This window comes from Vibrio sp. 99-8-1, assembly GCF_013114595.1.
Lineage (GTDB): Bacteria > Pseudomonadota > Gammaproteobacteria > Enterobacterales > Vibrionaceae > Vibrio.
The window spans coordinates 1-17,420 of sequence record NZ_VTXE01000057.1 but is presented as its reverse complement, the minus strand read 5'-3'; the positions used below and the strand labels follow the sequence as shown (position 1 = coordinate 17,420).

Sequence of the window (17,420 nt, the reverse complement as noted above, 5' to 3'; positions counted from 1 at the left end):
TCAATGAGATGGCTTTTTAAAAGTGGCTCCCCCTGCAAGACTTGAACTTGCGACATACGGATTAACAGTCCGCCGTTCTACCAACTGAACTAAGGGGGAATTATGTGCCCAATACGATTGAGCATATAAAACATGGTGCCTCGAGGCGGAATCGAACCACCGACACGAGGATTTTCAATCCTCTGCTCTACCGACTGAGCTATCGAGGCAAAAGAATGGTGCCGACTACCGGAATCGAACTGGTGACCTACTGATTACAAGTCAGTTGCTCTACCTACTGAGCTAAGTCGGCACGCTTTATTCTTTGCTTTTTTCTTTTGATATCAAAGACACCAAAATTAAATATGGTGCCCGGAGGCGGAATCGAACCACCGACACGAGGATTTTCAATCCTCTGCTCTACCGACTGAGCTATCCGGGCAACGGAGCGCTATTAAACGGATTTTCAGGGCCAACGTCAACTTGTTTTTGAAAAAAATAACAAAAAAGTGATTGGTTGCCGTGATTTTAGCCAATTTGTCTTTCTAATAGCCAGTTATCCGTTGTTTTCTGAATTAAAGGCCTTTTTATATTTGGTCACTTTTTCCAAGTATCTACGAGATTCTTTATTGGCATGTTTTTTGGTTAGAGCCCAATACACTTGATTTGGTTGTAGTGAATTGAGTTTGCTCATTGCTCTTGTACGGCTGCCTCTATCAAATGTGTTTAATACGCCTCCCGTTCCTCCATTGTACGCAGATATCATGCTGTATTCGAGAGAGAGTGAGTTGCGTACATTTTTAAGGTATCTATTTTTTAGTATATAGAAATAGGCGGTTCCGGTATCAATGTTGTTCTCTGGGTTGAACAAATACTCAGGCGATGGTGTTCCTGACCTTTTTTTAACGAGTTTAAATACATCTGCTCCTGCTGTTTTAGGAACAACTTGCATTAGGCCATACGCGTTAGCCCAACTAACTGCGTAAGGGTTAAAACTACTCTCTGTTTTGATGATGGCGTAGATAAGATCTTCTGGAATGTCATAGCGTCGAGAAGCCCGCTGAACAATATCTGCGTACTTGTAACTGCGTAGTTCATAGTGATCTTTAACCATGGGAATTTCCACATAGTAAGATTTTTTAAAGTCTACGGTTTTTGTTTTTAGTTGATTCGCTATGAGATAGTCGGCAAATCGACTGGCTCTCCAAGACCACTGTATTGGTTTGTTTTCTTGATCTACGACTTGTCGATATAAAAATGGTTGTCCTTCTAATGTAATAGAAGAGGAGGAGAATAAATCGACGTTTGCAGGATCATCCGGGGTAAGGAGCGTGGTTATAATCGCGTTCTTTAAATGTTTTTTAGGCTCAGTGGGAGAGACTGTTTCAACCAGAATAACACCATTTGAGAAATTGACTTCCGAACGGCTGAGGTAGTTGTCGATATATTTAACATAATTGACTTTACCGGCAATGCGAATCTCATTTTTACCCCAACGTTTTTCTATACTACCTGAAAAACTATGAATTAACGCATCTAAGGCTGCGGTATCTTTTTGGAATTGGCCAGGGAGTGAGGCTAGATTTTTGGCAAAGCGGTTGGTTGGCTCGTAATCGATGCTATAGAGGTGTTCTTCTACGAACTCTCTACTACAGCCGAGTAAGCTAAAAGCAAAAATAAAACAGATAATTTTCTTCATAGTTAATATTGAAAAAGATGGCCATAAGCCATCTTTAATATCATTGTTGTTATTCACTTGGTGGGGTATAGCCATCAATGACGATCTCTTCGCCTTCAAAAAGAAACCTTACCATTTCGCTTTCTAGTAATTGGCGATGTTCAGGATCCATCATATTTAGTTTTTTTTCATTGATTAGCATGGTCTGTTTGCTTTGCCATTGGCCCCATGCCTCTTTAGAAATGTTATCGAATATACGCTTTCCTAAATCGCCGGGATAGAGCTGAAAGTCGAGCCCTTCAGCTTCTTTTTCTAAACGAGCACAAAAAACGGTGCGGCTCATAACTTCTCCTTAATTTAATTCAGATGGTAGGCTTTCAAGTAACTGTTTTACTGGTGCAGCTAAGCCGATCTCTTCTGGTTGAGATATGTTATACCAGAGACCTTGATAACCTTCCATTATTTGACTGGGTTGTTGGTCTAGTTTCACTAGAATTGGTGTGATATCGAGATGGTAATGGCTAAATGTGTGGCGAAATGCGATCAACTTCTGTTGGTCGACGATCATACTTTGTTGGACTGATTTCTTATCAAGTTGCTCTTCAATCGCATCACTACTATGTTCAGGAAAACTATATAATCCTCCCCAAATGCCGGATTGAGGCCTTTGTTCCAGCCACACTTGATCTTGATAACTGAGAATAATGAACCACGTTTCTCGAACGGGTTTCTCTTTTTTTGGCTTTTTGCCAGGGAAATCGAGTTGTCGATTTTGACGTTTAGCTAGGCAAAAGTCTTCAATGGGACAGAGAGTACATTTGGGTTTGCTGCGAGTACATATTAGCGCTCCCATATCCATCATGGCTTGATTGTAATTATCGACATGAGATGTTGGTGTGTATTTTTCAGCAATATCCCATAATTGATTTTCTACCTGTTTTTTCCCCGGCCAACCTTCGACTGCAAAGCAGCGAGCCAGAGTTCGTTTCACATTTCCATCGAGAATGGCATAGGGTTGGTTGAGAACAGAAGACAAAATAGCCGCTGCCGTTGAACGACCAATACCGGGGAGAGCATGCACAGCATCAAAGTGTTGTGGAAACTGCCCATTGTAGTCCGACGCTACTATTTGTGCGGCTTTATGTAGGTTTCTTGCTCTCGCGTAATAGCCGAGACCAGTCCAGAGGTGTAGAACTTCATCCTGTTTGGCGTTTGCTAAATCACTTATCGTCGGGAAACGTTGAATAAATCGGTTAAAGTAAGGAATAACGGTTGCAACTTGGGTCTGCTGGAGCATTATTTCAGACAGCCAGACCTTATAAAGTGTTTTATTTTGTTGCCAAGGCAGCTCTTTTCGGCCGAAATTATCATACCAAGCTAAAATAGCTGTCGAAAATGACGTCACAGTGACCTCTTTACTGTTTTAATTGAAGCAGAATTGCACCACAATTAGAGCTCGCTGTAAAACAGACAAAAAGTGTGGATATTAAAGAATTGAGAGAAAAACTTGCACCTCTGCAAATTCTTTGGATAATCCCCGCTTTGATTGAACAATGAACAGGCAAAATCAATGAGTGAAGTGACCACTAACGAATATACCGAAGATGGCAAATTAGTACGTAAAGTACGTAGCTTTGTCCGTCGTGAAGGACGTTTAACTAAAGGTCAGGAAAACGCTTTAAAAGAGTGTTGGCCAACAATGGGGATAGATTATAAAGATGAACTGTTAGATTGGCAGGAAGTATTTGGTAATACTCACCCAGTTGTTCTGGAAATTGGTTTTGGTATGGGCGCATCTTTAGTTGAAATGGCTAAAAACGCACCAGAAAAAAACTTTATAGGTATAGAAGTACATAGCCCGGGTGTTGGTGCATGTTTAAGCGCGGCTCAGGAAGCGAATGTGACGAATTTACGAGTTATGTGCCACGATGCTGTTGAAGTGTTTGCCAACATGATTCCTGATAGTTCGCTTGATACATTGCAGTTATTCTTCCCTGACCCATGGCACAAAAAACGTCACCACAAACGTCGTATTGTTCAGTCTCAGTTTGCAGAGATGGTTCGTCAGAAATTAAAAATTGATCAGGGTATTTTCCATATGGCAACGGACTGGGAAAATTATGCTGAGCATATGATTGAAGTGATGAACCAAGCGCCTTGCTATCAAAATATTGCGACGGACGGTGATTATATTCCTCGTCCAGAAGATAGACCATTAACCAAATTTGAAGCACGTGGCCATCGATTAGGTCATGGTGTGTGGGATATTAAATATAAACGTATCTCTTAATCGTTTTTAACTTACCCACTACTCTGTTTAAGCGTATTTATGCGATATATTAACTTTGCTAGTGGGTATATTGGTTTAAAAAATAGTATAGGCAAGGAGGCCTGTTGTTAAGTAGGTAGAGATTTCAATGATTGTCATCTACGCTGCTTTATCACTACCTATCGAGCCATCATCTACGATGATCAGCTCTACTTGAGGGTAATCATGTCCACTTCAAGCACCTCAACTCATATTAGCCCCACCCAAGATGAACTGATTGATATTGTTAATGACGCAAAGTTATACATTGGCAAAGGCAAGGTTGCTGACTATATACCGGCTTTAGCGCGAGTATCTAACAACAAACTGGGGATTGCTGTCTGTTTACCTAGTGGTGAAATAGTGAAGGCTGGTGATGCTGATGAAACCTTCTCCATCCAATCTATTTCTAAAGTATTGTGTTTAACGTTAGCAATGGCACTGTATAAACCGGAAGAAATGTGGCACAGAGTCGGTAAAGAGCCGTCTGGTCAGGCTTTTAACTCAATGATCCAGCTAGAGCTAGAGCAGGGGATTCCGAGAAACCCGTTTATCAATGCTGGAGCAATAGTCGTCTGTGACCTTTTGTTCAGTCGTTTATCTGCCCCTAAGCAGCGGTTGCTTGAGTTTGTGCGTCAGTTGTCTGGTGATCAACATATTGTCTATGACAAAATTGTTGCCGCCTCAGAAATGATGCACAGTGACAGAAATGCTGCGATCGCCTATCTAATGCGCTCGTTTGGTAACTTTAATAATGATGTTATCCCTGTGCTTAATAACTATTTTCATGCATGTGCGCTAAAAATGAGCTGTGTTGAGCTTGCGAAAACATTTAGCTATCTTGCCAATGATGGTATCTCTTGCCAAACCAACCAGAGAGTTGTCTCTTCTTTGCAAACGAAGCAGCTCAATGCGCTATTAGCAACCTGCGGTCTTTATGATGGTGCGGGAGACTTCGCTTACAGAGTGGGTGTACCCGGTAAATCAGGCGTTGGTGGCGGTATTATTGCAGTTATTCCAAGAGAGATGACCATTGCGGTATGGTCTCCAGAGCTTGATAAATCAGGAAACTCGATGGCTGGTACCGCGGCGTTAGAGATGCTGACGAGTAAGTTAGGAAAATCCATTTTTTAGTTGACTGAACTCATCTGTAGAAACGCTTCACAAGGCAATGCAAAATACGGCTTTGCCTTGTGATTTATTTCCAATAGAGGTGAGGTAGGCTTAAAACTCGCTCTCCATAAAGCATTCTAACAAGTCATTGAGAAACAAGCGTCCTTTCTCTGTTACCTGCCAAGCAAACTCACTTTCTGATAAGTAGCCTTCTTCTATCGCTTGGCTGATGGTTGGCTCAATAGAGCTTAAGGGGAGGCCAGTAAAATTAACGAAATCTTGTTTCGGACAAGGTTGCAGTAAGCGGAAACGATTAATGAAAAACTCAAATGGTCGGTCACTCTCTGCTACATCTGTTTCGCTATCCAAATAAGGTTTCACCATGTTTAAGTAGCCGCGAGGATGCTTAACTTTGGTAGTACGGATGATTCTTCCATTGGTAAAACTGAGTTTTCCGTGAGCACCACAACCAATACCGATATAATCACCAAACTGCCAATAATTAAGATTGTGCTGACATTGGTATCCAACTTTACTGTAGCCAGATATCTCATACTGTACATAACCTGCCTGAGTTAATTTTTCATGGCCTTGCTCAAATATTTCCCAGAGCTTATCATCATCAGGAAGAGTCGGTGGCTTTGAATGAAACTGAGTATTTGGTTCAATAGTTAATTGATACCAAGATAAATGAGGTGGCTGAAGCTCAATGGCTTTATCTAAATCGCTGAGCGCTTGTTCAATACTTTGATCCGGTAGTCCGTGCATCAGATCTAGATTAAAGCTGTTCAGTCCGATTTGGTGAGCTAAATTTGCCGCTTTAACCGCTTCTTCACTACCATGGATTCTTCCTAAACGTTTAAGCTTCTGTTGTTCAAAACTTTGTACGCCAATGGAAATTCGGCTAACTCCATTTTTGCGGTACTCTTTAAAGCGTTCTGCCTCAATGGTGCCGGGGTTGGCTTCCATGGTGATCTCAATGTCACTTTCAAAAGTAAAGCGCTTTTCTATTGCTGAAATCAAGCGGCCGATCTGTTGAGGCGATATTAGGCTAGGTGTGCCGCCACCAATAAATATTGAGTGAAGGGGACGTTTACTCTGCTGTAATTGATAGCGCTCAATATCCGTATCTAGATCTTCAATCAGAGCATCAATATATTGATGCTCTGGAATGTCGCTTTTCAGCGCATGGGAATTAAAGTCACAGTATGGGCATTTTTGAATACACCATGGGATATGAACATATAGACTTAGCGGTGGCGGAGTTAACGGCATTTAGTTTGCTTCTGCTAATGTATTGAACAGCTGCTTAAGGGCTTTGCCACGATGCGAGAGTTTTTTCTTCTCCGCAGCATCTAATTCAGCACTCGCGCATTCAGATTCTGGCACCCAGAATATTGGGTCATAACCAAAACCGTTGCTACCGTGCTGTTCTGTTAAAATGCGCCCTTGCCATTTTCCATGACAGACGATCGGTGTAGGATCATTCTCATGCTTCATTAGCACTAGAACACAATGGAACCGTGCTGTTCTTTGTTCTTCAGGCACTCCCTCAAGCTCAGTGAGCAACTTTTCTAAGTTAGCTTGATCAGTTGCGCCTTCTCCTGAATAGCGTGCTGAGTAGATACCAGGAGCGCCTTGTAGGTAATCTACTTCTAAACCTGAATCATCTGCAATAGCGGGAAGCCCAGTCTCTTTTGCGGCGTGCCTTGCTTTTATGATGGCATTTTCAATAAATGTTGTGCCTGTTTCTGCAACATCGGAGACATTAAACTCACTTTGTGCTTTTACATCAAAACCAAAGTCAGTCAGCAGTTGAGCCATCTCTTTTACTTTACCTTGGTTGCCTGTCGCTAAGACGATTTTTTTCATTATGTTATTTCACTAGAGTTAAATAATATCAGTGCTAATCACTTTAGGATCAAATGTATATTGGTGACTTGCTAACCTATCTGTTTGACCATTTTATTTATGTGTATAGCGTAAAAAGCTCTCATATGAGAGCTTGAACAATATCAGGAATGTGAGAAGGAGAGTGAATCCGCACCTGTTTATGACGGCCTAACTCTCCTTTTTCAATCGCAATATTTTTCTTTGCTACTTTGAACTGTTTAGATAAATATTTCGTTAAATGTTCATTTGCTTTGCCATCTATAGGTGGTGCTGTAATGGCGATTTTTAGTTCTTCGCCATGCAAACCGATCATTTTGTCTCGGCTTGCCTTTGGTTGAACATAAAGTCTCACAATTAGATCATCACCTTGGATGACAGCAGCGTTCATTATAGCTGAAACCAAACAGGTCCAACAAAATCGCCCATTAAGAAGTTGGCAAACTGAAGTGCAATAAATAAAACTAATACACTTAAATCAAACCCACCCATGGCTGGCAGACGGTTTCTAATCGGTGCGAGCATAGGCTCGGTTAACTGGATAAATACATACTCTATAGGGCTTCGGCCTTGGCTTATCCAGCTCATAATTGCTCGAAGTAATAATACCCAAAATAGAAGACCACCTGCCGCTTTTAATAGTGAAAGTAAACCTAACAGTAGGAAGCTAATATCCAGAACTGCGCTGCCACCAGAGGCGATCATTACGATGGCAACAAATTTCACTACGCATAACAGGTAGGCAAAAACCAAGGTGGCTAAGTCTATACTTCCAAGGGATGGAATGATGCGGCGTAGCGGTCCAACCACTGGTTGTGTCGCTTTAACGATAAATTGAGAAAACGGATTATAAAAATCAGCTCTTGCGGCTTGTAACCACATTCTCAATAGCACCACCATAATATATAGATCGAATACGGTGGAAATCAGAAAGTTCATTGAATTCATTGTTTACCCTTGTTATCTCTTAGGCGATGTTTAGAAGAGTTTTTCCATCTCTTCTGCGCGTAATACCGCCGCTTGCATAGCTTTTGCAACGGTTTCAGTTAATTGATGTTCGTTAAATGTTTTTAATGCTTCGGCGGTTGTACCGCCTTTAGATGTTACTTGCTCTCGCAATGTTGACAGCTCTACTTCTGGGTTGGCCTCAACCATTTTTGCCGCTCCCAGTGCTGATTGTTGAACGAGCAATCTAGCGGTCTGTTTGTCAAAGCCTTGTGCCATCGCTTCGTTATGCATTGCTTCCATAAATAGGAAAAAATACGCAGGTGCACTGCCTGACGCTGCAATGATGTTGTTTATATCCGACTCTTTTTCAACCCAACAGATTTTCCCCACGGCTTCCATTAGTTTGCCAGCGAAGTTTCTGTCTGACTCTGACACTTTTTCTGTGGCATATAAGCCACTCATGCCTTGTGATAATAGTGCGGGTGTATTAGGCATCACTCTTACAAGGTTGACGTCACAATCTAGAAACTCATTCAGTCGTTGGGCTGAGATTCCTGCCGCGATAGAAATAACTAATTTGTTGGAGAAGTCGATATCCGTTAATGCACCACAAACTAACTCCATAATTTGCGGCTTTATTGCAAGAACAATAACATCTGCTTCTTCTGCGGCTATATGGTTATCCTCTTCAGTATGGATACCATATAAAGATGTTAATAGATCTCTCTGCTCTTCATTCGGGTCAGTTGCAGTAATATTGGTTGCGCTAAAACCGCTAGCGGTAAGACCTGAAATAATGGATCGACTCATATTTCCAGAGCCAATAAAGGTGACTTTTCTGTTTTCCATAGACTGACTTCTCCTTGAATTTATTATGATTTTTTTGAGTAATCTCTTGCACCGAAAATGGCAGTACCGATGCGTACTATCGTGCTACCAGCCTTAATCGCTGCCTCCATATCTCCTGTCATCCCCATAGATAATGTATCAATGTTGGGGTAGCTCTCTGCCAGTCTATCCTTCAGTTTCGCCAGTTGGCTAAATGCAGCAAGTTGTGAAGAGTAGTCGCTTACATTCGCAGGAATAGACATCAACCCTCTTAACGTAAGGTTAGGTAGTGAAGAAATCAACTCAGCAAGCTGAAATATTTCTGATTCATTTATACCTGACTTAGATGACTCTCCACTAGTATTAACTTGAATGAGCACTTGTAGAGGAGGTAGTGTATCTGGTCTTTGATCATTTAACCTTTGTGCTGTTTTATTTCGGTCGATAGAGTGAACCCAATCAAAATGCTCGGCAATTTGTCTAGTTTTGTTTGACTGTATTGGACCAATAAAGTGCCAAACAAGTTGAGAGGCTTTATCATGCTGAGAGAAATGACGGACTTTTTCTACGCCTTCTTGAGGGTAGTTCTCTCCGAAATGAAGTTGGCCTGCGGCAATAGCCTCTTCAATGGCTTGGTTTGGTTTGGTTTTACTGACGGCTAAAAGCTGTACCGAGTTTTCAATACGGCAGCATTTATTTTCAGCAATACGAATCTGATTGGTGACCTGTTCAATATTTTGTTGAATACTATACATAATTAACTTATTCGAGGAACGGTTATGGATATCTCAGAGTTACTTGATTTTAGTGTAAAGCATAACGCATCAGATCTACATCTTTCTGCGGGTGTTCCCCCTATGATACGTATTGATGGCGATGTAAGAAAGCTCGGCGTGCCTGCTTTGGGACATTCTGAAGTTCATCAAATGATTTTTGACATTATGACTGACGCACAGAAAAGCGAATTTGAAGGGAAATTAGAATTAGATTTTTCTTTTGAGCTGCCAAAAATAGGCCGTTTTCGTGTCAACGCCTTTAATCAGAACCGAGGTTGCTCAGCGGTATTTCGTACCATTCCAAATGAAATTCCTACTTTAGAACAGTTGGATGCGCCGGATATTTTTCATTCGATAGCAGAAATGGAAAAGGGGCTGGTACTTGTCACTGGGCCTACAGGCTCAGGTAAGTCTACAACGCTGGCGGCTATGGTGGATCATGTTAATCGACGTTTTAATAAACATATATTAACCATTGAAGATCCAATTGAATTTATTCATAACAATAATAAGTGCCTGATAAACCAGAGAGAAGTGCATAAAGATACGCACAGTTTTCAGGCTGCATTGCGATCGGCGTTACGTGAAGACCCGGATGTGATTTTAGTGGGAGAGCTTCGAGATCAAGAGACTATTAGCCTCGCTTTAACCGCAGCAGAAACGGGACATTTGGTCTTTGCTACTCTCCATACCAGCTCGGCGGCAAAAACCGTTGACCGTATTATTGATGTATTTCCGGGAAGTGATAAGTCCATGGTGCGGTCAATGCTATCAGAATCATTGACCGCGGTGATTGCTCAACGTTTACTAAAACGAGTTGGGGGAGGACGGGTGGCTTGTCACGAAATTATGATGGCAACACCCGCTATTCGAAACTTAATACGTGAAGACAAAGTTGCGCAAATGTACTCTATTATTCAGACTGGTGCCGCTGCGAATATGATGACCATGGAGCAAGGGGCGAGAAAACTGATTTCGCAAGGACTGGTTGATGCGGAAGAGGTGAGTAAAAAAATAGAGATGGACTATAAGACATTTAGCTAAGGGTGATGGTTGGCATGAGATTAAAGGAATTGTTGTTGGAGATGGAAGCCAAGAAAGCTTCTGATATTTACCTCACGGTAGGCGCACCTTGTCAGTTAAGAGTGAATGGTGAGCTGCTTTCGTTAGGTGATCCTCTTGATGGTGATAAGGTCTATCAACTTTTAGATAGCACTATGGATGTTGAACGTAAACAACAATTTCTTGTCGATAAAGAAGCAAATTTCGCCATTGCGCAAGATGAAAGTCGATACCGCATCAGCGCTTTCTTCCAAAGGGAGCAACCCGGTGCGGTTATCCGGCGTATAGAAACCAGAATCCCTACATTTACCGAACTAGCACTACCTGAGACATTAAAAAATTTGGTGTCTCAAAAACGGGGGTTAGTTTTGATTGTAGGGGCGACGGGGTCTGGCAAGTCAACCACATTAGCAGCCATGACTGGGTATCGTAACAAGCAAAAGTCAGGTCATATTCTAACGGTAGAAGATCCCATCGAGTTTGTTCATCAACATGAAAAATGCATTGTTACTCAGAGAGAGGTTGGCCTAGATACTGAAAGTTACGAAGTTGCCTTGAAGAACTCTCTTCGGCAAGCACCCGATGTGATTTTAATTGGTGAAATTAGAACACGGGAAACCATGGAATACGCCATGACGTTTGCTGAAACCGGGCATTTATGTATGGCGACATTGCATGCTAACAACGCCAATCAAGCACTTGAGAGGATATTGCATTTGATGCCGAAAGATCGACGAGAGGCATTTCTATTTGATTTATCCAATAATCTAAGGGGGATTGTCGCGCAGCAATTGATTATGGATAGTGACGGAAAAAGTCGGCAAGGGGTATTTGAGATATTACTCAACTCATCTCGCGTATCTGATCTGTTGCGTCGTGGTGAACTGAATGAGTTAAAAACCACCATGGCTAAGTCTAACGAAATGGGAATGATTACTTTTGATCAATCACTCTTTCAGTTAGTCGTAGAAGGGAGAATTAGTGAGAAAGATGCTTTACATCATGCAGACTCAGCTAATGATTTGCGTTTAATGCTTAAGCAAAATAGCGGCACAATAGCGTCGTCTGGTTATTTGGATGGCGTTAAAATTGATATGGACTAGTGCTGTGACCACAACTGTTCAAACCAACTTTCTAAAATAACAACGGCAGATTGGCAGTCAACATTACCTTTGGTTAAGGCTTTGTAGCCGCCCATTTCAAACAGCTCCGCTTTAGCCTCCGACGTTGACAACCTCTCATCGTGTAATTCAACAGGGAGACCAAATCGGCCATGAAGTCGGTTGGCAAATTTCTTCGCACGTGGTGTGATACTTTCTAAGGCATTACCATATAGATCTGCTGGCAGGCCCACGACAATAAGGTCTGGCTGCCACTCTTTTATCTGCTTGCCAACGTCGTCCCAGTTTGGAATTCCGTCGTTTGCTTTAAATGCTTTGAGTGGTGATGCAGTGCCTGTAATCTCTTGCCCTATGGCTGAACCGATACTTTTTGTACCATAATCAAATGCCATAATCGTCTTGGACATCTTTATTCCTTATTACCTGTTTTTTTATTCTGTTCCATCGCTCTGTTACGCATGCCCAGTATCGATGGAGAGTTGCGCTGGGTTAACACCTAGCATTTGTACCGCTTTGCTCCAGCGCTCTTCAATTGGGGTATCAAAAATAACACTCGGATCCGCCTCAACGGTTAACCATGAGTTTTCAGCAAGCTCTTTTTCTAATTGTCCCGCAGTCCATCCAGAATAACCAAGAGCGACAATATAGCTGTTGGGCTCGGCTTCTGTACCCAAGACGCTGAGAATATCCTTGGAGGTTGTTACGCTTATCTTATCGGTCATTTGAATGCTGGATTGGTAGTTATCCTTGGGCTCATGAAGAATAAAACCACGGTCTTCTGATACTGGGCCGCCATTTAAGACCGACATCTGCAAGCTTTCTTTTTTAAGTTGTGGATGAGTTGAGTCAACATCGACTCTCTCCAGCATATTGCCAACCGTAATATCTATCGGCGCATTGACGATTATTCCCATTGCCCCATCTTTATTGTGCTCACACAAATAGATCACGGAGCGATGAAAAAAAGCGTCTTTCATTCCGGGCATAGCGACAAGAAAATGATTGGATAAATCCATACTAACTCCTGCACATTATAAAACGGTTGAGAAGATTAGGCAGTGCTAGCCTGCCTAAAACAACGATTAACTTATCTAGAGCTATCGACTTACCTAAAGCCCTTACTTGCCTAGGCGACGCTCAATAGCATCCATTAATTTACCTGTAACAGAGACATCGAATGCCGCTTCGATTTCACGGATACAGGTTGGGCTTGTGACATTAATTTCTGTTAGCTTGTCGCCAATAACATCTAAGCCAACAAAAATAAGTCCTTTTTCTTTAAGTGTAGGCGCTACTGCTTTAGCTATCTTAATATCTGTCTCACTTAGTGGTCTCGCTTCACCTCGGCCGCCCGCTGCTAGGTTTCCTCGGGTTTCACCTTTGGCTGGTATACGAGCTAAGCAGTACGGTATTGGCTCTCCATCTACCACTAATATTCTTTTATCACCATTGGTAATATCTGGCACAAAAGTTTGGGCCATTGCATAGTTTTGACCGTGGTTAGTGAGTGTCTCAATGATGACGGACACATTAGGATCGTCTTTTTTCACTCGGAAGATTGAAGCACCTCCCATACCATCAAGAGGTTTTAAAATGATGTCACCATGTTGCTCTTTAAAGGCTTTAATTTTTTCTGCCTTGCGAGTCACGACGGTTGTCGGTGTTAACTCTGGGAACCACGCTGTAAATAATTTTTCATTACAATCTCTTAAGCTTTGTGGCTTATTTACGATCAGAGTGCCTTTTTCTTCAGCTCTTTCCAGAATATAAGTGGCGTAGATAAACTCGGTATCAAAGGGAGGATCTTTACGCATTAATACGGCATCAAGTTCTGATAACTCAATTGTTTGCTCTGATTGGAACTGATACCAGTTGTTCGGGTCTTCTTTTAAGGTGACTATTTTTGTGTCAGCAATGGCCACACCTTGATCTAAGTGCAGATCATTCATTTCAATATAATGAATTTCATAGCCACGTCTTTGCGCTTCAAGCATCATGGCAAAGCTAGAGTCTTTTTTTATATTAATGGACGAAATAGGGTCCATTACTATGCCAAGTTTGATCATGTTTATCTCCGTTTAGCCAAGATCGCCAAAGCGAACTTGTAGTGCAGTAATAGCAGTAAGGGCGGCTGTTTCTGTCCTTAATACTCTAGGCCCCAGCAATGTTTCCTCAAACTGGTACTGTTCGGTCATTGATATCTCCTCTGCGGAGAGGCCGCCTTCAGGGCCAATCAGTAACCGAACTTTCTCCATAGGTTGTGGAAGGGTATTGATAGAGTACTTCGCTCTTGGGTGTAAGTTTAATTTTAGTGCACCGTCTTGTTCTGCGCACCACTGTTCTAATTTCATTATTGGCCGGATTAAAGGGATATTATTTCTACCGCACTGTTCACAGGCTGCGATGGCTATTTTTTGCCATTGCAGCAGTTTCTTCTCAAAACGTTTAGCATCCAATTTTACGCCACAACGCTCGGATATTAGTGGAGTAATAACATTAACGCCCAGTTCCACCGACTTTTGAATAGTGAATTCCATTTTGTCTCCTCGAGAGACAACTTGACCTAAATGAATATTTAAAGGGGATTCACTGCTTTTCTCTAATTGTTCAAGCACATTTGCTTGAACCGTTTTTTTGTTCACTTCAATTATTGTTGCAGGAAATTCATTGCCACTACCATCAAATAGCACAATATCTTGCTGTGGCTTCATTCTTAGAACTCGACCTATGTGAGCACTTGCTTCATCGCTAAGGGTTATATTACCTAGCTGGTGGATGAGTTCTGGATGATAGATTCGAGGTGTTCGCATTGCTGGTTATTCCTGCATTAGATAGTTATTGCATTGTATAACATGGATGCAAAATAGAGAAAAACAAGGGGGACCTTCTAAGCAAATTGTTCTTATTTATAGGAAAACATTTAGTGGCTTTCTATTCCTGAAAATTTGAGCAATTGTTGACACTGTCGACAGTGATAGCTGGCTTTATTGGTGCGCACTTTATTGTGTCGTCTTATTGTTAATGCGTGCATTTGGCACTGGCAGTGATACTCAAAGGTACGGCCTTGTACTGAGCTGATATCAAATGAGTGTGTGGTTTTAGCTGGGGAGGAGAGTACATCTTCCATCATTGCTTTCCACTCAGTTCCATGTGGCCGTACTTTGCCAAATTTTTGGAAAGTCAGTAAATGCGCAAGTTCATGGGGAATGACTTCATTAATAAAGGCTAAAGGATTTTCTCTGAAAAGAACGGGATTGAGACGAATGTGCCACTGTTGTAAGTAGGCTTTCCCTGCTACTTTTCCGCGTAATTTGAAGCTGACTGATGGGATGGGTATCTTGTTCCCTAACTGGTTTTCTGCGAGATGAATATACTTTATTAGTGCTTTATTGGCGTAGTAATAGAGGTCGATATTGCTCATTGAGCCCCCTAAGACTAGATAGAACAATATAATGAAGGCCCTCGATTGAGGGCCTTCTTTATTATTACAAAATTATAAACCAGCAAACTCTTTAATTAGAGCGGCTTTATCAGTGGCTTCCCATGGGAACTCTTCGCGACCAAAGTGTCCATATGCAGCTGTTTTTTGGTAAATCGGTTGCAACAGGTTCAACATTTCTTGAAGACCATAAGGACGTAAATCAAAGAACTGACGTACTGCTTCGATAATGATGTCATGAGATACTTTTTCAGTACCAAATGTCTCTACCATGATGGACGTTGGATCCGCAACACCAATAGCATAAGACAATTGGATTTCACAGCGATCGGCTAGACCCGCAGCGACAAGGTTTTTCGCCACGTAACGTGCGGCATATGCGGCACTACGATCCACTTTTGAAGGATCTTTACCAGAGAATGCACCACCACCGTGACGAGCTGCGCCACCATAAGTATCTACGATAATTTTACGACCAGTTAAACCACAGTCACCCATTGGGCCACCGATAACAAAACGGCCGGTTGGGTTAATAAAGAAGTTCGTCTCTTTTGTTAACCACTCTGAAGGAAGAACCGGTTTGATGATCTCTTCCATTACCGCTTCACGAAGATCCGGCGTTGAAATAGAGTCACAGTGCTGAGTTGATAATACCACAGCATCGATACCCACAATTTTACCCTGATCATACTGGAAAGTTACCTGAGATTTTGCATCTGGACGCAACCATGGTAGTGAACCATTCTTACGGACTTCCGCTTGTTTTTGTACTAACAAGTGAGAGTATGTAATTGGCGCAGGCATCAAAACATCGGTTTCATTTGTTGCGTAACCAAACATAATACCTTGGTCGCCAGCACCTTGTTCTTTTGGATCGGCTTTATCAACGCCTTGGTTAATATCTGGAGACTGTTTACCAATGGTATTCAATACTGCACATGAGTTGGCATCAAAGCCCATATCAGAGTGTACATAACCGATATCACGTACGGTTTCACGAGTGATCTCTTCAATGTCTACCCATGCAGAAGTAGTGACTTCACCACCAACCATGACCATACCTGTTTTGACGTATGTTTCACAGGCGACACGTGCTTTAGGATCTTGCTCAATGATTGCATCAAGTACAGCATCCGAAATCTGATCGGCAATTTTATCTGGGTGACCTTCTGATACAGACTCAGAAGTAAAAAGATGCTTAGCCATATGTGGTAGCTCCAAGTTGTTGATTAGAAGATGTATAACACATCTTCAAAAATTACGTTTAGAGAAACAGCAGCATGATTGATTGCTAGGTGTTTCTACATCTAGACGTCTATTCTAGTTTTTAAGGCAAAAAATACAAGTTTTTTTTGCTATAACTGAGAATCATTCCAAATAACAATAATTATTATTTCGGATAATGAACTAGGTCAGTGTATTTAGTAAGGCTATATAAGTTATCCCGCTCTAAATGACGATGGTCTAACTTTGTCATGATCTGTTATTTGTTAAATTGTGCTTGATGGACGATAAACAGGGGTTGAAATCGATTGCAGTCCTAATTTTGCTTTGAGAGAATAGCGCCGCTGATTTGTTCGCAAATAATCAGTATGTTTCCCCTTATATTGAAACCGCTTATGCACTCAGGAGCAGACATGTCGTCTCAAAAACAATTAGCCAATGCAATCCGCGCGTTAAGCATGGATGGTGTACAAAAAGCCAACTCTGGTCACCCTGGAGCCCCTATGGGAATGGCTGATATCGCAGAAGTCCTTTGGCGTGGCCATATGGACCACAACCCACAAAACCCACAGTGGGCTGACCGCGACCGCTTTATCTTATCTAACGGCCACGGCTCAATGCTGATTTACTCTTTGCTTCACCTGACTGGCTATGAGCTGTCTATTGATGATTTGAAAGACTTCCGTCAACTTCATTCTAAAACACCGGGTCACCCAGAATATGGTTACGCTCCGGGTGTTGAAACTACAACGGGTCCTCTAGGCCAAGGCATCACAAACGCTGTGGGCATGGCACTGGCTGAGAAAACACTGTCTGAGCAGTTCAACAAAGAAGGCCACGACATTGTTGACCATAACACTTATGTGTTCATGGGAGACGGCTGTCTAATGGAAGGTATCTCTCACGAGGCGTGTTCTCTGGCAGGTACTCTAGGTCTTGGCAAGCTGATTGCTTTCTGGGATGACAACGGCATCTCTATTGATGGTGAAGTGGAAGGTTGGTTCTCTGACGACACACCTAAACGTTTTGAAGCGTACGGCTGGCATGTTATTCC

20 protein-coding genes and 4 tRNA genes are annotated in these 17,420 nt (G+C 42.0%); 5 read left to right on the top strand and 19 right to left on the bottom strand.

Annotation, left to right across the window (positions count from 1 at the left end):
* Nucleotides 1–23: 23 nt before the first annotated feature.
* The 7 genes from F0227_RS21205 to mutY form a co-directional block, all read right to left on the bottom strand.
* Nucleotides 24–99, bottom strand: a tRNA-Asn gene (locus F0227_RS21205).
* Between the two features lie 34 nt (nt 100–133).
* A tRNA-Phe gene (locus F0227_RS21200) sits at nt 134–209 on the bottom strand.
* Nucleotides 210–216: 7 nt separating this feature from the next.
* A tRNA-Thr gene (locus tag F0227_RS21195) sits at nt 217–292 on the bottom strand.
* 53 nt (nt 293–345) lie between these two features.
* Nucleotides 346–421, bottom strand: a tRNA-Phe gene (locus tag F0227_RS21190).
* 114 nt (nt 422–535) lie between these two features.
* Complete coding sequence (gene mltC / locus F0227_RS21185; RefSeq protein ID WP_171755247.1) at nt 536–1,678, bottom strand: membrane-bound lytic murein transglycosylase MltC; 1,143 nt, start codon at nt 1,676–1,678, stop codon at nt 536–538.
* 49 nt (nt 1,679–1,727) lie between these two features.
* Complete coding sequence (locus F0227_RS21180; RefSeq protein ID WP_171755246.1) at nt 1,728–2,000, bottom strand: oxidative damage protection protein; 273 nt, start codon at nt 1,998–2,000, stop codon at nt 1,728–1,730.
* 9 nt (nt 2,001–2,009) lie between these two features.
* Nucleotides 2,010–3,062, bottom strand: coding sequence for an A/G-specific adenine glycosylase (gene mutY / locus F0227_RS21175; protein WP_171755245.1), 1,053 nt, complete (start codon nt 3,060–3,062; stop codon nt 2,010–2,012).
* Nucleotides 3,063–3,227: 165 nt separating this feature from the next.
* Here mutY and trmB point away from each other — a divergent pair, with 165 nt between their 5' ends.
* A complete protein-coding gene (gene trmB, locus F0227_RS21170) occupies nt 3,228–3,947 on the top strand; it encodes a tRNA (guanosine(46)-N7)-methyltransferase TrmB (RefSeq protein ID WP_171755244.1) in 720 nt (239 codons plus the stop codon).
* A gap of 231 nt (nt 3,948–4,178) precedes the next feature.
* Nucleotides 4,179–5,099: a glutaminase B gene (gene glsB, locus F0227_RS21165; RefSeq protein WP_317918064.1), complete on the top strand. Its 921-nt coding sequence runs from the start codon at nt 4,179–4,181 to the stop codon at nt 5,097–5,099.
* Between the two features lie 90 nt (nt 5,100–5,189).
* Here the strand turns inward: glsB and hemW are convergent, their stop codons facing one another.
* The 6 genes from hemW to F0227_RS21135 all read right to left on the bottom strand — a co-directional run bounded on the left by hemW (nt 5,190) and on the right by F0227_RS21135 (nt 9,499).
* On the bottom strand, nt 5,190–6,353 hold the full coding sequence (gene hemW, locus F0227_RS21160; protein ID WP_171755242.1) for a radical SAM family heme chaperone HemW: 1,164 nt from the start codon (nt 6,351–6,353) through the stop codon (nt 5,190–5,192).
* On the bottom strand, nt 6,354–6,950 hold the full coding sequence (locus F0227_RS21155; RefSeq protein WP_171755241.1) for an XTP/dITP diphosphatase: 597 nt from the start codon (nt 6,948–6,950) through the stop codon (nt 6,354–6,356).
* A 121-nt stretch (nt 6,951–7,071) separates the two neighbouring features.
* Complete coding sequence (gene yggU / locus F0227_RS21150) at nt 7,072–7,359, bottom strand: DUF167 family protein YggU (RefSeq protein ID WP_171755240.1); 288 nt, start codon at nt 7,357–7,359, stop codon at nt 7,072–7,074.
* Nucleotides 7,359–7,916, bottom strand: a complete 558-nt coding sequence (locus F0227_RS21145) for a YggT family protein (protein WP_171755239.1) — start codon at nt 7,914–7,916, stop codon at nt 7,359–7,361. Before F0227_RS21145 ends, yggU begins: the two co-directional genes overlap by 1 nt.
* A 30-nt stretch (nt 7,917–7,946) precedes the next feature.
* Nucleotides 7,947–8,765 (bottom strand): pyrroline-5-carboxylate reductase, encoded by an 819-nt coding sequence (proC, locus tag F0227_RS21140; protein WP_171755238.1) that lies wholly within the window; start codon nt 8,763–8,765, stop codon nt 7,947–7,949.
* Between the two features lie 23 nt (nt 8,766–8,788).
* Nucleotides 8,789–9,499 (bottom strand): YggS family pyridoxal phosphate-dependent enzyme, encoded by a 711-nt coding sequence (locus F0227_RS21135; protein ID WP_171755237.1) that lies wholly within the window; start codon nt 9,497–9,499, stop codon nt 8,789–8,791.
* A gap of 24 nt (nt 9,500–9,523) precedes the next feature.
* Here F0227_RS21135 and F0227_RS21130 point away from each other — a divergent pair, with 24 nt between their 5' ends.
* Together F0227_RS21130 and F0227_RS21125 are read left to right on the top strand one after the other, a co-directional pair.
* Nucleotides 9,524–10,564, top strand: a complete 1,041-nt coding sequence (locus F0227_RS21130) for a type IV pilus twitching motility protein PilT (protein ID WP_171755236.1) — start codon at nt 9,524–9,526, stop codon at nt 10,562–10,564.
* A gap of 14 nt (nt 10,565–10,578) precedes the next feature.
* Entirely contained in the window at nt 10,579–11,685 is a 1,107-nt protein-coding gene (locus F0227_RS21125) for a PilT/PilU family type 4a pilus ATPase (protein WP_171755235.1), read from the top strand.
* Here the strand turns inward: F0227_RS21125 and ruvX are convergent.
* The 6 genes from ruvX to metK form a co-directional block, all read right to left on the bottom strand.
* A complete protein-coding gene (gene ruvX / locus F0227_RS21120) occupies nt 11,682–12,110 on the bottom strand; it encodes a Holliday junction resolvase RuvX (protein WP_171755234.1) in 429 nt (142 codons plus the stop codon). The genes F0227_RS21125 and ruvX overlap by 4 nt on opposite strands.
* Before the next feature lie 45 nt (nt 12,111–12,155).
* Nucleotides 12,156–12,719 carry a YqgE/AlgH family protein gene (locus tag F0227_RS21115; protein WP_171755233.1) on the bottom strand — a complete coding sequence of 188 codons (564 nt, stop codon included), beginning with the start codon at nt 12,717–12,719 and terminating at the stop codon, nt 12,156–12,158.
* Between the two features lie 102 nt (nt 12,720–12,821).
* Entirely contained in the window at nt 12,822–13,769 is a 948-nt protein-coding gene (gene gshB, locus F0227_RS21110; RefSeq protein WP_171755232.1) for a glutathione synthase, read from the bottom strand.
* Between the two features lie 12 nt (nt 13,770–13,781).
* Complete coding sequence (rsmE, locus tag F0227_RS21105; RefSeq protein ID WP_171755231.1) at nt 13,782–14,513, bottom strand: 16S rRNA (uracil(1498)-N(3))-methyltransferase; 732 nt, start codon at nt 14,511–14,513, stop codon at nt 13,782–13,784.
* A 110-nt stretch (nt 14,514–14,623) separates the two neighbouring features.
* Entirely contained in the window at nt 14,624–15,124 is a 501-nt protein-coding gene (locus F0227_RS21100) for a SprT family zinc-dependent metalloprotease (protein WP_171755230.1), read from the bottom strand.
* Nucleotides 15,125–15,196: 72 nt separating this feature from the next.
* Nucleotides 15,197–16,348 (bottom strand): methionine adenosyltransferase, encoded by a 1,152-nt coding sequence (metK, locus tag F0227_RS21095; protein WP_171755229.1) that lies wholly within the window; start codon nt 16,346–16,348, stop codon nt 15,197–15,199.
* A 431-nt stretch (nt 16,349–16,779) separates the two neighbouring features.
* Between metK and F0227_RS21090 the strand changes: the two genes are divergently transcribed.
* The coding region (locus F0227_RS21090; RefSeq protein ID WP_301338384.1) for a transketolase family protein at nt 16,780–17,420 on the top strand (641 nt) is incomplete at its 3' end.

Bases quoted from the DNA above. Each gene is read 5' to 3' on its own strand.
- proC (WP_171755238.1), bottom strand. From the start codon at position 8,765: ATGGAAAACAGAAAAGTCACCTTTATTGGCTCTGGAAATATGAGTCGA.
- mltC (WP_171755247.1), bottom strand. From the start codon at position 1,678: ATGAAGAAAATTATCTGTTTTATTTTTGCTTTTAGCTTACTCGGCTGT.
- F0227_RS21100 (WP_171755230.1), bottom strand. From the start codon at position 15,124: ATGAGCAATATCGACCTCTATTACTACGCCAATAAAGCACTAATAAAG.
- F0227_RS21180 (WP_171755246.1), bottom strand. From the start codon at position 2,000: ATGAGCCGCACCGTTTTTTGTGCTCGTTTAGAAAAAGAAGCTGAAGGG.
- ruvX (WP_171755234.1), bottom strand. From the start codon at position 12,110: ATGTCCAAGACGATTATGGCATTTGATTATGGTACAAAAAGTATCGGT.
- hemW (WP_171755242.1), bottom strand. From the start codon at position 6,353: ATGCCGTTAACTCCGCCACCGCTAAGTCTATATGTTCATATCCCATGG.
- F0227_RS21130 (WP_171755236.1), top strand. From the start codon at position 9,524: ATGGATATCTCAGAGTTACTTGATTTTAGTGTAAAGCATAACGCATCA.
- F0227_RS21145 (WP_171755239.1), bottom strand. From the start codon at position 7,916: ATGAATTCAATGAACTTTCTGATTTCCACCGTATTCGATCTATATATT.
- trmB (WP_171755244.1), top strand. From the start codon at position 3,228: ATGAGTGAAGTGACCACTAACGAATATACCGAAGATGGCAAATTAGTA.
- F0227_RS21125 (WP_171755235.1), top strand. From the start codon at position 10,579: ATGAGATTAAAGGAATTGTTGTTGGAGATGGAAGCCAAGAAAGCTTCT.
- rsmE (WP_171755231.1), bottom strand. From the start codon at position 14,513: ATGCGAACACCTCGAATCTATCATCCAGAACTCATCCACCAGCTAGGT.
- F0227_RS21135 (WP_171755237.1), bottom strand. From the start codon at position 9,499: ATGTATAGTATTCAACAAAATATTGAACAGGTCACCAATCAGATTCGT.
- gshB (WP_171755232.1), bottom strand. From the start codon at position 13,769: ATGATCAAACTTGGCATAGTAATGGACCCTATTTCGTCCATTAATATA.
- metK (WP_171755229.1), bottom strand. From the start codon at position 16,348: ATGGCTAAGCATCTTTTTACTTCTGAGTCTGTATCAGAAGGTCACCCA.
- F0227_RS21155 (WP_171755241.1), bottom strand. From the start codon at position 6,950: ATGAAAAAAATCGTCTTAGCGACAGGCAACCAAGGTAAAGTAAAAGAG.
- yggU (WP_171755240.1), bottom strand. From the start codon at position 7,359: ATGAACGCTGCTGTCATCCAAGGTGATGATCTAATTGTGAGACTTTAT.
- F0227_RS21115 (WP_171755233.1), bottom strand. From the start codon at position 12,719: ATGGATTTATCCAATCATTTTCTTGTCGCTATGCCCGGAATGAAAGAC.